Below are 12,652 nucleotides of genomic sequence, written 5' to 3'. Positions count from 1 at the left end.
CGCCGCCGCTGCATGGAGGACAGTCGCCCCCCGGCGGCCTCAGCCGCGGCGAGGAGCAGGGAGAGTCGGTCCCGGTCGATCTGGCTCCTCGTCTCGGGCACGGACCCAATTCTGTCCGTCGATTTCGATGCCTGGACGTGTTGTTTCTGCTCCTGCCAGTACCACCCGTGTGCTGACGAACTCACCTTCCCCCGGAACAGGGAGATGGAGCGCGGCGGCGATTCTTCTGTGTGCCTCATAATCTCCCATGATGATGAGGCCCTTTCTCTGCAGTGCAGAGCGGGCGCCACCGTTTCCGCGGACGCGCTTCATGTAGTCCTTCTGCTGGGCGACCGTCCTTACTGTATTGCGGCCAATGCGGCGGTTCTGGATCTGCTGGAAAAGCTCATTTACCCTGGCTTGGCCGGAGTTATGGGAGAAGATCGCGGTGCGGACCTTATGTGAGCTATGAAGCAGAACGTTTTCGGGCAGCGCACTCTGGTACTGAATCCATGCAATTTTGTTTCGGTGCTCAGATTTAAGTGTCAGCTTGAGGTCGCGATTATTCCCCTGGTTCAGCCACTCACGCCTGACACGTACGAGGCCGGCGCTCCACAGACTCTTGAAATCGTCGGCCCAAACCAGCAAGCAGAGGTGGCCAACGGCTTCAGGAGGGATCATCCAGCCACCGAACTGCTGCGAGTACTTGCAGTCGACCTCGATGCCGCCGATCCGGTAGTCCATGCTGATGCCGTCGCTAAATTTGAACTCCCGCTGCAAGTTGATCTCGACGAGGGTTCCAGCATGCGTCTTTTCCGTTTTGAAGAGTGTGTTCCAGTCGTATCGCCCGGTCGCCTCGCCATTCAGTAGCTGGTCGATCGTATCTCTGAGCACAGTGGAAAAGCGGCGGCCATCTGGGTCAAGCTCTTCCAAGCGGGTGTAAACGGTAGCCAGTTCAGGATCGGCCTCCCGGAGCCTTTGTGAGGCGATCATGTTGGCTGCTGAGATATCTATAGGCAGCATTGGGGGTAGCCTTGTCTGTGGGGAATCGCCGACTGTGGACCTCGGATGGCCTATAGCCTTGCCCGGTATCGCAGCAGGCGGCGCGAGGAGTCATTTGCTGCAGTTGGCGGCACTATGCAGAAAGCCATGATTGTGCGAGCAGGATCAGCTATGCCGTTAAGGGCAGAGGCTCCAAGTTCGTCATCGCTACGGGCCTCTACGACCGGGTATAGCAGAACTGCGCCAGTGCGTGGCCCGATGGCGAACGCTTCGTTCGAAGCGGTACCTCCAGAACCAGCCTGCCTGATGAGATCTTCGGCCCAGCGACGGTGTTCCATGCCAGCGATACGGGAGAACGAAACCTTTCCGAACTGGCGAGAACGGCGCACAAGAGAGCCGGGCGCCGAGCCAAGAATTCTGGCTTCGACGCGTCTCGAGGGCGATGTCTGAGGGGCCACCAGGAGCCAGTCATCCACCTTAGCAAGCGTGCCATCGAGTTGACGGAGGTAGTTCAGGTGCGGTGTGAAGTGGTTGTCGCCCTCCCACTCCAGCCTGCTCAGTACAGAAATCAGTGAGGAATGGCTGACTTTAGAGGCGAAAACTTCAAAGCTCCGTGCAAGCGGACTTTCCTGGTCGGGGTTTAGCCTTGCAATTCTTCGTTCTGAGTTGAAAAGGTTTAGCAGGGGGCGCCAGTGCTCAAGGTTTTGTCGAATTGCGGCAGAGTCTTGTGGATAAGCTGCGGGTTCGATCGACTGTCCGGGCGAGCGAATCTCCACAAGCTCCGAGTGGTACATCTTGTTGCGTGCCGCAGGCCGTACCAGTGCCAGGTGCTGTGACACCAAGGGCAGCACCTGGGCAGGAGTGAGCTGGGGCTTGCCGTCGATCATCTCAGCGTACTGAGAAAGCTGTGCACGGAATGCTTCCTCATCTTGGCAGATGGCCTCGAACGCCTCGTAGAGATCAACCGTCCGGGTCTTTGTCAGGGGTTCCTCGCGACCGATGTAAAGGCGCACCAAGTCGCGATAGCCCGGGCGGAAACCGAACCAGCGGCCCATCTGCATTAGCGTGTCTGCCTGTTGGGTCGTGCGGCGGTAGTACGTCGTGGTGAGGCCCTCGATAGTGAAGCCGCGGGAGAGCTTGGTACCGCCCACGAGGATCTTCCAGACATGCGGAGTCCGGTCGAAGTCCAAGTCGAGCTGCTCAAAGTACCTGTCAGAGTTGCCGTTAACAATGATTACGGGATTGCCGCCGGAGCCGATGAGCTGACGCGCGCGACTGATATGAGGACGTAGTTCCTGGTATGAGGAAGGCACGGGCAGTGTGCCCGATCGGACTGCGCAGACAGGGGCGAAGTCTGACTCCCACAGCGACTGAAGGCGCTCATGCCCGGTGCTTGATGTATAACCGGCCTCATGCCACATAGTGTTGATGCGCAATGCAAGGTCCGCGTGGTCATCGACTCTGACGGATTCGTGGACGAGCATTGTGTGGTGACGGAACGGCTCGTCATCGACACCATGAGCGGCGCGATGGAGCTTTATGGCTCCGGACAGGATGAAGGCGTCCATAGCCTCCTGCAGTTTGTCGTCGGTTTCTGCGCCTATGTCCCGGACGTGAGCCTTTTCCTGCGAGTTGGCATGTGTGCGCTGCTCGTAGGGAACGGTGGAGTCAAGGTCGTGGAAGTCCTGAACCCCCATGTAGCCCGCGGGGCGTGGCAGGGAGATCAGGAAGTCTGTAGGGAAGATGTCCTCTGCGTCTCTGGGGTCGACGAATACATTCGCGAACGGAGTCGCTGTGTAGCCGACGTACTGGGCGCGCGGCAGAAGTGCCAGGAGTTGCGATATCAGGGAGTTGATGGCCGTGCGTTCGGTGCGGCCCTGCTCCCATTTCTTTGGGTTGGAAGTGTTTACGGAAGCCTGATCAGATTCGTCATCGATTATCAAGACCGGCAGTTCGCCAAGGAGCCCGTGTATCTGCTTCAGGTCCTTGACCAGCTTAGTGAGGACCGACTTGTTCTTCTTCACCACCATGACTCGGGCAGCCGCATGGTGGAGGTTCGCGGGCTCATAGAGCGGGCGGGTCGGTTCACGCTTCTCGAATTCCAGTGCGCGGATTCCCTGGGCCAGGCTCCTGTAGTCGTTATCGCGGGTGGTGAGCCGTTCGATGTCGAAGGACCCAAGCGTGGAAGGCCGGCCTCCATGGCAGACGAAGTGTGGCCAGTCGGTGTCCTCATCTCCTACGTAGTCGATGCCGACCAGGCTGTCGAGATCGTTAGGGTTTGCCCCGCGGAGGATGTTCTCCTGCCCGATCAGTTCCATGTCCAGGCGTCGCTGCGTCTGCGCCCGCAGCATGTTCAGGGTGCCGGCCAGGACGATGACTAGGCGATATCCAGCGTCGATCGCCTTGGCTGTGACGCCCGTGAAGTTCGCTGTCTTGCCCGATTGGACGTACCCAACTACCAGTCCTTTCGTCTGCCGGATGGCGGACTGCTCCGGGTTGGCCAGACGCTCTACAACCGCCCTGCTGGCCTCGTTCAGACTCGCGATTGCGGCTTCCGACCAGCCCTTGTCGCGAAGCTTCCGCTCATATGACGTCCAATAGAAGCTGCGTGCGGCGACGGTTTCCGCGTTGTACCAAGGGGTGAACTCCGCTGTGATGACCGTTGCTGCATTGATCTCGGGGACCGGGACAACCCGATCAAGGGCCTGCCGGAGATCAGCGCCGAAACGAAGAAGGTCGTAGACGGCGTTTCGCCTATCTGGCGTTCGGGGAGGAGCCTTGGGCGCCCATCCAGGGGCCTCCGCGAAATCCCAGGCCGTGAGCATTCTGCTCCACAGGGCCTTCAAGGGCTCATCCTCCGCCTCAGCCCTCAACAACCGTTTGCGGAAGGTCTCCTCAGTCAGATCGGCGTCCGGTGCGTCCTCGTCCGCGATAAGCGCCGCCCACTTGCCGAAGGCTCGGGGAGAAGTCTGCATGGCGGAGAGTGCGCTCGTGTGGATCTTGATCAGCTCGTCGGTCACAAGTTTCCTCTGGAGTTGGTGAGAGTAGGAGTGCAGCTTGGGTCAGAGCGTGCCTCGATCGCGGCGCTCCCGCTGGGAATGCACTGAGGCGAGCAGGATGGTGTTCCAGTAGTCGACGCGGTCCTGACGGCCGCGTTCCCAACGTCCCAGACCGAAGCAGTCCTCCAGAAGGAGGTACAGCAAAGTCTTGGTAACGGGCGCATCGTTGGCACCGCCGCGCCTCCCGTCGTTGAAGTCCTCACGGAACGACTTGTTCAGGAGCACGACGTTGGCATCGCGGTTGAGTTCGAAGAAGCGGTCCGCGGGAAGCGTCGCCCAGGTGAAGGCGATAGGGTCCTCGCCAGGCTTCTGCGGCAGTTCTTCAGCGATAACTCGCTTGATCTTGGGGTCGATCCCCTTGCCTGGTGCGGTCACCTGCTTCCGGATGATTTCCGAACGCTTGCCCCCGTCCCGGTATGTTGCTTCGGCGTCGGCGAGGTAGGCACGGAACGTGTGCCCTGCGGCATCGATGGCCTTCTCCACGCCAGCGGTGAAGGCGGGAGTGACTGTGACTCCTTCCTTCTTTACGTCCAGGCTGAACACCGCGTTAGGGCTAGACGGGAGGTCGACCTCGATCCGGGCCAGTGCGTGGTGTCCTTCGGGGGTGCGCAAGTTGTTCCAGCCGCCGGCCTGTACGAGACGGTCATTCCGGTAGAAGTAGAAGCCCTGCCGTTCATTGAGCGAGCCGATCTGGCGGAAGCCGGCCTGCCGGGACTTCGCTGGCCAGATGTGGGCAGTCAGCTGGATGTCGCCCACGCCTTCTACGGGGGCCGTGTACTTCTTGGGGTACTGAGCCCTACCCGGCACCTTGTAGCCGAAGGGGTCGAGGGGCTCCACTGCGATGTGGTCCAGCTCTTCTCCTAGTCTGCCTTCGCCAGAGCTCACATCCCACACTGCGATGTCCAGGGCTAGCCCCTGGGACAGGAATCGATGCAGATAGAGGCCGAGATGATTCTCGAGCCGGGAGATGGCCCGAGACAGGAACTGGTCGCTTTGCCCCGGAGTGACCGTACGGAAAGCCCGCACGAGATCCCAGCGGACCACCGCTCCGTGCCACTCGATCACTCCGTCATAGCAGTCGATGAGCGTCTGTGCATATGCAGGGTCCACTGTGTCGCAGCGGAAGTTGTCGGCTATGCCCTCTGCGGTCAGCTGCCGCCCTGCCGCTCGGCTTCGTTTGGTGCGGCTGACGACGGTAAGGGAGTCGGCGTGCGAGAGGGAGGCAGCCTTCAGGCCAGTGCCGTACATGCCGAGTGCGTGATCATCGTAGTCGCGGCGATGTCCCACGGTCATGGCAGCGTCCAGTGCCAGCTCGTCCATGCCGCGACCGTTGTCGACGATCAGGAGGCTGAGGATGCGTTCTGTGTCGCGCAGGAAGTGCACAACGACCTTGTCCGCTCCGGCGTCGATAGAGTTGTCGACCAGGTCGGCTACGGCGACTTCGAAGCCGTACCCCTGGTTGGTGAGAGCCTTGGCGTAACCCGCGTCCGGGGGCAGATGCCGGCTGCCAGTGGTCGGAACTTCGTACTGCCAGGAGGCAGAGGAGTCGTAGCTCATGGGCTGGTTACTTCCCTCGGCACGCAGGACTGGGCCCGCGTGGGGGGAAGCGGCCCGTCAGATCATCAGGTGAAATGCGACATTATCGCAACTCCTTCACAAGTGTCAGCGGTGTCTCCGCCTCGGACCTGAACACTCCAGTTGTTGCTGTGAAGTTGACCGGATCACAGTGAGGCCCTGTCTGATGCGGACTGTAGACGTGTCCTGGTGCATGGGCGTCAGCCACGGCGGGTCGCCGATCGGCTGGTTGCGGAGAGCGCCCCGCATAAGGTCGGGCGATGCGCTTCGCCCGAAAACGGTGGGCACGTGTTTCGCCGGCAGCCGGTTCAAGTCGGTTCACCGACGCGTGACTCCTCTGCCCGGGCAACCGAATTCGGGGGTTGCACGTCGCGCGAGCACGCCACCAGAGCCAGCGAAACAGGGCCACACGTCCCGCCCCAAGGAGCCGCTCGGCGCACGAGGCGACCAGCTGGGAGACGGCGTCGAGTCCCGCTCGGTGGGCGAAGCGAACCGCGGCGCGACCTCGATCAGGTGCCTGCCCAGCCAGTGGCCGCTTCGCCGGATCGCAGGTTCCCCGGGCCAGGTGAGGCGGTTTCAGGAGCCAGTGAGCCGTTTGCATCGGCGGAATTCCGAGTACGTGAAGCCGAAATTCTCCGGTCTCCTGTCGCTGTCCCTGTCGAAGGCCGGCTTCTTGCCCAGCCAGACGTAGCCATGGATGTGCATCGCACGGCTGCTCCCGCCAGAGGTGACAGCCCCGACCTCGGTGGAGGGCAGGGCTGTGGGATCAGGCTGAGAGGCTGAGGCGGGTGGCGAAGCAGCGCTTTCGGACGTGCAATCGGACCGCTGGGAGCGTCTGGGCCGAACCTTGGGGACCGGTGACCGGATTGGCGCGGAGCCGGAGGCCCGGAGGGGCTGCCGCGAACCCAACTACCCCCCGTGACACCCCCGGTACGCGCTCCCCGACCCGCACCAGCACGCCGCACCCCTCGCCGGTGGCCATGACGCAGCCCGTCCGCGGGCCGCGAGGGTCGTGGCGTACTGGGGGAGGAGGTCCGCGTTGGCGGGGGAGGACTGTTCGGAGGCGGCGAAGGCCTCGTAGGAGGGGACCGTCGCCGTCACGATGCCCAGGTTCTCCGTGCCCGTCGCCGCCAGGTCCCTCAGCGAGGCCTCGATGTCCGTCAGGTGGGCCGCGTGGGTGGGGTACTCGTTCTCGAGTACCGGGTACGCCCCCAGCAGTTCGGTCAGCTCCGCCTCCGGCCAGTGCAGCACCGCGACCGGGAAGGGGCGGGACAGAGCCGAGCGGTAGGAGCCCAGTTCGGAGTGGAGGCGGGCGATCTCGGCCCGCAGTTCGGCCGGGTTGTCGGAGCCCAGCGCCCACAGGCGCTTCGGGTCGTGGAGCTCGTCGAGGGTGACGTCCGGGGTGTGGTCCGCGTGGACGCGGTCGGCCGTCGTGTCCCACTCGTCGTGGGGCAGGCCCAGCATGCGGCGGACGCGGTGGCGGCCCGAGAGGAGAGAGCGCGTCGCGTACGGGACCTCCTCGTCCCCCTCGGAGAGGAGGATCGTCAGCGCCGTCGAGAAGCACGCGTGGGAGGCCTCGAGCTCGTCGTGGTTCTCCAGCGTCTCGGCGATGATCTCCCAGGGGGCGGCCTCCGTCGGAGCCGCCGCCTGGACGCCGTTGATCAGGGCGCGGGCCTCGGCTTCGTGGCCGTACTCCCAGAGGTTGGCTGCCTGGAACGCCTTGACGAGCAGCGGGTGCTCCGGGTTCTCGGACGCCAGGAGGCGGTCGTAGAGGCTGGAGGCGCGGCCGCGCTCGCCGGCCAGTTCCAGGTGGGCCGCCGCCTGGAGGAGCAGCGGTTCCTGGTCCTGCGGATACTGGTCGGCGGTGCGCAGCAGGCGCTCGGCTTCGGCGATGTGGTCAGCAGGCGTGTCGGGGCGCATGCAGCACACCGTACTGCTGTACGGGGCGGGGCAGCAGACGACCCGATGGCCTTGCCTGAGCGGGGACGGGGTCGTGTACGTCACGGCGCTGGTGAGTTGACGGGCGCCGCCCTACCCTGCGCCCGTGCGATGGCGGCGGGAGCGGGCGCGGATACGGGTGCGGCGGCGGATGCAGCGGCGCGGGCGCGTGCGGCTCGCCCGCGGGCTGTGGGCGGGGGCGGAGGTCCTCGTCACCTGCGGCGTCGTCGTGCTGCTCCTCGTCGTGCACCAGCTGTGGTGGACCAACCGGCAGGCCCAGGAGGGAGCCGAGCGGCGGGTCCGGGCACTGGAGCAGGAGTGGGGGCGGGCGCCCGACCCGACACCCGAACCGGCGACGGAGAACGACACGGTGACGGAGGGCGGGACGGAAGCGGAGGCGGGGAGCGGTCGCGCGGGCGAGCCGGTACGGGAGGGGGCGCGCGAGCCGTCGCCGCCGCGCTGGGACCAGGCGTACGCCGTGCTGCGCATACCCCGGCTGGGGGTCGTCGCGCCCGTGGCCGAGGGGGTCGGGAAGCGGGGCGTCCTCGACAAGGGGTACGTCGGCCACTACCCGGGCACCGCGCAGCCCGGCCGGGCCGGGAACTTCGCCGTCGCCGGGCACCGCAACACCCACGGCGAGCCCTTCCGCTACATCAACCGGCTCCGGCCGGGTGACACGGTGGAGGTCGTGACGCGCGACGGCGTGTACGTGTACGCCGTCGACAAGGCGCTGGCAAGGACGACACCCAGGGACACCGGGGTGATCAACTCCGTTCCGCGCAGCGCGGTGCGGCCCGCCGCGGGCTACAGCGCGGCGGGCCACTACCTGACGATGACGACGTGCACGCCCGAGTACAGCTCCAAGTACCGGCTCGTGGTGTGGGGGAAGCTGACGTCGATGCGGCCTCGGTGAGTGGCGCGGTGCAGGCCGAGCCCGGCTGATCCACGCGAGAGACCCTACGTCAGGCCCAGCTCCTCGCAGTCGGCCTCGATGGCGGGGGCGCAGATCTCCTTCAACGTGTAGAGGCCGTCCTGGACGATCGTTTCCTTGATGTTGTCCTTCGTCACCGCGATGACGGGGATGAGCACGGTGGGAACGGACTTGGCGGTCGAGGTGTCGATGTCCGTGTGGGCTGCCGCGCCGAGGGACATGTGCCGGGCCAGCAGAATGGCCATCTCGGCGGCGGATGCGGCCTCGGGGGCGTACTGCTTGTAGACCGTCATGTACTGATCACCGGCGACGATGCGCTGCACGGCGGCGAGTTCGGCGTCCTGGCCGGTGACCGGCGGGAGTTCGGAGAGACCGGACGCCTTGAGCGCGGCGATGATGCCGCCGGCCATGCCGTCGTTGGCGGAGTAGACGCCCGCGATGTTCTCCGCGCCGAGGGACGTGATCGCGCGTCGCATGTGCGCCTTGGCGTTCTCCGGCTTCCAGTCCTTGGTGTCGTACTCCTGGCCGATGTTGACCTTGCCGTCCAGCTCGGTGTGGGCGCCCTTCTTGAACATCGCCGCGTTCGGGTCCGTGACGGCGCCGTGCACCATCACGACCTCGCCGGTCTTCGCGTCGTCTCCGAGGGCTTTCAGCAGGGCCTTGCCCTGGACGTGGCCGACCTGTTCGTTGTCGAAGGAGACGTAGGCGTCGATGGGGCCCTCGGCGAGACGGTCGAAGGCGACGACCGGGATGCCGGCCTCGTCGGCCTTCTCGATCGCGCCGGCGATCGATTTGGCGTCCACGGCGTCGACGATCAGCACGTCGACCTTGTCTTTGATCATGTTCTCGAGCTGCTGCGTCTGCAGACCGGCGTCCGACTTCGCGTTGGCGTAGAGGACCTTGCCCTTGCTGTTGGTGAGCCGTGCTATCCGCTCCTCGATGACCGGTTTGTCGAACTTCTCGTAGCGGGCGGCCTGGTTCTCGGGCAGGAGCAGACCCACGACGATGTCGTCGCTCAGTCTCACGCCCGGTTCGTCGGAGCCGCCGCAGCCCGAGAGCGACGCCGCCAGCACGGTGGCGGCGGCTGCACCAGCCGCACGACGCAGATGTGCGTTCATCAGTTGTACTCGACCTCCCTGACAGGCCGCACATTTGCGGCCGAGGTGGCCCAAAGGCAACTCTGTGACGAAAGAAGCGTCAAGACATGCACGATTAACGTGATGGCAACGTGATTCTGCGTAATCAAGTGTCGGAATGCGTGTAAACGTCATCGGTTCAGATACGGGAATGCGCGGTGCGTTCACGCGTTCGGGAACCGAGCGCGACGGCCGGACGTATATAGGGACGGAAGCGCGAACACATCACTGCGGGGGAGGGGTGCATGGCCGGTCGTACGGTGCGGCTGTTCCGGCTCGCGGCCCTGCTGTTCCTCCTTCTCCTCGAGGTCCTCCTCGTCGACGGCAGCAGCATCTCGGCCGCCCTCGCGCTCGCCGCGACCGCCACCGCGGCCGCCGGCTCCGCCCTCGTCGTCTGCGCTGTCATCGGCGCGCGTTGCGCGCCCGCCGTGCCGCGCACGCGCATACGGACCGCCCTGCGCGACCGGGAGCGGCGCACCGCCTTCCTGCCACAACGTGATCCCGACGCGCGCGGGCGCAGGCGCCCCCGAGCGCCCGGCCGTCTCGTCCTGACGGCCCTGTAGGCAGCACCGAATTCGCCACATCGGTCCCCTCGTGGGTCGTCATGCCGCCATGTCCTCGTTCCCGGCACGACGAGACCCCCGGAGGGCTCACCCATGTCCGTTTTCGCCACCCTGGTCGAGCAGCTCGCCGACCTCCTCCAGCCCCTGTTCGCCGCGTCCGCCACCGCCGCGGCGATCGTCGTCTTCACCGCGCTCGTGCGGCTCGCGGTCCATCCCCTGTCCCGCGCCGCGGCCCGCGGGCAGAAGGCCCGCACCCGGCTCGCGCCGCAGCTCGCCGAGCTGCGCACCAAGCACGGGAAGAACCCGGAGCGGCTGCAGAAGGCGACGATGGATCTGTACGCGAAGGAGAAGGTGTCGCCGCTGTCCGGCTGCCTGCCGAGCCTGCTCCAGTTGCCGGCGTTCTTCCTGATGTACCACCTGTTCTCGAGCGCGGAGATCGGCGACGAGCCCAACGGGCTGCTCGGCCACGCGCTCTTCGACGCGCCCCTCGGAGACCGGTGGCACGACGCGCTCGCGGACGGCGGGGTGTTCGGCGGCGCGGGCCTTGTGTACGTCGTCCTCTTCGCGATCGTCGCCGCCGTCGCGACCTTCAACTACCGGCGTACCAAGCAGCAGATGTCGGCGGCTCCCGTGCCCGCGGCCGGCGCCGGCGGGGAGCAGCTGCCCGGCATGGGGGCGATGGGCGCGATGACCAAGATCATGCCGCTGCTGTCGTTCGCCACACTCGCCACGGTCGCCGTCGTGCCGCTGGCCGCCGCGCTGTACGTCGTCACGTCCACGACCTGGACAGCGGTCGAGCGGGTGTTCCTCTACCGGGACGTCCCGGCCCCCTTGGCCCAGCTCTGACGCGGTCCCGGCCCAGGCGCAGCTCTCGGTCCCGGCGCGGACGCAGCTGCGGCACGTCGTTACGGGGAGGTCAGCGGGCGCGGGGCGCGTACATGATGACGGCCATCCCGGCGAGGCAGATCAGGGCGCCGGCGATGTCGTAGCGGTCGGGCCGGTAGCCGTCGGCGATCATGCCCCAGGCGATGGACCCCGCGACGAAGACCCCGCCGTACGCGGCCAGGATGCGACCGAAGTCGGCGTCGCTCTGGAAGGTGGCGACGACGCCGTACAGGCCGAGGGCGATGACGCCGCCGCCGATCCAGAGCCAGCCTCTGTGCTCGCGCAGGCCCGCCAGACGAGCCAGGCCCCGCCGATCTCGAGCAGCGCGGCGACCAGGAAGAGGGCGACGGAGCGTGCGACGGACATGACAGCGACCTTAACCGGGCCGCCACCGGTCGGTTCGTGCGGCACCGGCAGTGGCTACCGAGGCGTAAAGGTCCAGCTTGTGAACAGGGTCTTGCCGAGTGGTCGGACATCTTGGAGGATCAGCCAATCCTCCGATCCTCCGATGGCCGCACCTGTCGGGCGGGCTCGCACTCGACCAGGGGAGACAGACCATGAAGCTGCTGCGTGTCGGCACGGCAGGCGCCGAGCGCCCCGCGCTGCTCGACCAGGACGGGACAACCCTGCGCGACCTGTCCGGTCTCGTCACGGACATCGACGGAGAGCTGCTCTCCGACGCCGCCGCCCTCTACCGGATCAGGAATGCGGCCGAGGCCGGTGACCTGCCCGTTCTGGACGCCGACGGGCTCCGCGTCGGTCCGCCGCTGGGCCGGATCGGCAAAGTGGTGTGCATCGGGCTGAACTACCACGACCACGCGGCGGAGACCGGCGCCGCCGCCCCCGCGGAGCCCGTCGTCTTCCTCAAGGCCGCCGACACGGTGGTGGGGCCGGACGACACGGTGCTCGTGCCACGCGGCAGCCGCAAGACCGACTGGGAGGTCGAGCTCGCGGTGATCATCGGAGGTACGGCCCGCTACATCGAGTCGGACGAGGACCCGCTGGCGTACGTCGCCGGGTACGCGGTCGCCCACGACGTCTCCGAGCGCGAGTTCCAGATCGAGCGCGGCGGTACCTGGGACAAGGGCAAGAACTGCGAGACCTTCAACCCGCTCGGTCCGTGGCTCGTCACCGCCGACGAGGTGCCGGACCCGCAGGCCCTGGGCCTGAAGCTCTGGGTCAACGGCGAGTTGAAGCAGAACGGCACCACCGCCGACCAGATCTTCCCGGTCGCCGAGGTCGTCCGGTACGTCAGCCAGTTCATGACGCTGTACCCGGGCGACGTCATCAACACCGGTACGCCGGCGGGCGTGGCGCTCGGGCAGCCCGAGCCGAAGCCGTACCTGCGCGGCGGTGACGTGGTCGAGCTCGAGATCGAGGGACTGGGCCGCCAGCGCCAGGAACTCAAGGACGCGTAGGCGGATGACCGGGCACGGGGGGCGTGCGGTACGGCCGCGGCGGCACACCGCTCGCGCCGTACCGCGTCGGCGGCATACGCCGCCGCGGCTGGATCTGGACTCTCGCCGCCGGGCTGGCCTGCACCCTCACCTGGAGCTCGCCCGCAGGGGCCGGCCCTTCCGACAC

9 protein-coding genes and 1 pseudogene are annotated in these 12,652 nt (G+C 66.1%); 4 read left to right on the top strand and 6 right to left on the bottom strand.

From position 1 onward, the window contains the following. Window positions 1-39 precede the first annotated feature (39 nt). From ABZ070_RS06200 to ABZ070_RS06185, 4 genes are all read right to left on the bottom strand, one after another. Window positions 40-1,002, bottom strand: a complete 963-nt coding sequence (locus ABZ070_RS06200) for a NaeI family type II restriction endonuclease (RefSeq protein WP_356630478.1) — start codon at window positions 1,000-1,002, stop codon at window positions 40-42. Window positions 1,003-1,052: 50 nt separating this feature from the next. Continuing rightward, window positions 1,053-4,001, bottom strand: a complete 2,949-nt coding sequence (locus ABZ070_RS06195; protein WP_356630476.1) for a Z1 domain-containing protein — start codon at window positions 3,999-4,001, stop codon at window positions 1,053-1,055. A gap of 42 nt (window positions 4,002-4,043) precedes the next feature. Further along, complete coding sequence (locus tag ABZ070_RS06190) at window positions 4,044-5,597, bottom strand: ATP-binding protein (protein WP_356630474.1); 1,554 nt, start codon at window positions 5,595-5,597, stop codon at window positions 4,044-4,046. Between the two features lie 927 nt (window positions 5,598-6,524). Continuing rightward, complete coding sequence (locus ABZ070_RS06185) at window positions 6,525-7,535, bottom strand: hypothetical protein (RefSeq protein ID WP_356630472.1); 1,011 nt, start codon at window positions 7,533-7,535, stop codon at window positions 6,525-6,527. Between the two features lie 169 nt (window positions 7,536-7,704). Between ABZ070_RS06185 and ABZ070_RS06180 the strand changes: the two genes are divergently transcribed. Further along, on the top strand, window positions 7,705-8,466 hold the full coding sequence (locus ABZ070_RS06180) for a class E sortase (protein WP_356630580.1): 762 nt from the start codon (window positions 7,705-7,707) through the stop codon (window positions 8,464-8,466). 44 nt (window positions 8,467-8,510) lie between these two features. Here the strand turns inward: ABZ070_RS06180 and ABZ070_RS06175 are convergent, their stop codons facing one another. Beyond that, window positions 8,511-9,602, bottom strand: coding sequence for a substrate-binding domain-containing protein (locus tag ABZ070_RS06175; protein ID WP_356630470.1), 1,092 nt, complete (start codon window positions 9,600-9,602; stop codon window positions 8,511-8,513). Between the two features lie 263 nt (window positions 9,603-9,865). Here ABZ070_RS06175 and ABZ070_RS06170 point away from each other — a divergent pair, with 263 nt between their 5' ends. Then, window positions 9,866-10,183, top strand: a complete 318-nt coding sequence (locus ABZ070_RS06170) for a DUF6412 domain-containing protein (protein ID WP_356630468.1) — start codon at window positions 9,866-9,868, stop codon at window positions 10,181-10,183. Between the two features lie 93 nt (window positions 10,184-10,276). Further along, the gene (locus ABZ070_RS06165; protein ID WP_356630466.1) at window positions 10,277-11,029 is read left to right on the top strand and encodes a YidC/Oxa1 family membrane protein insertase; all 753 of its coding nucleotides are present in this window, start codon (window positions 10,277-10,279) and stop codon (window positions 11,027-11,029) included. A gap of 70 nt (window positions 11,030-11,099) precedes the next feature. Here ABZ070_RS06165 and ABZ070_RS06160 read toward each other — a convergent pair. Further along, window positions 11,100-11,434: pseudogene (locus ABZ070_RS06160) on the bottom strand (YnfA family protein). A gap of 191 nt (window positions 11,435-11,625) precedes the next feature. On the opposite strand from ABZ070_RS06160, the gene ABZ070_RS06155 reads away from it, so the two are divergent. Then, on the top strand, window positions 11,626-12,486 hold the full coding sequence (locus tag ABZ070_RS06155; RefSeq protein WP_356630464.1) for a fumarylacetoacetate hydrolase family protein: 861 nt from the start codon (window positions 11,626-11,628) through the stop codon (window positions 12,484-12,486). Window positions 12,487-12,652 lie beyond the last annotated feature (166 nt).

The organism is Streptomyces sp. NPDC006283, assembly GCF_040613325.1.
Classification (GTDB): domain Bacteria; phylum Actinomycetota; class Actinomycetes; order Streptomycetales; family Streptomycetaceae; genus Streptomyces.
Note: the sequence above shows the minus strand (reverse complement) of the source record. Positions and strands in the feature narration are given on the sequence as shown.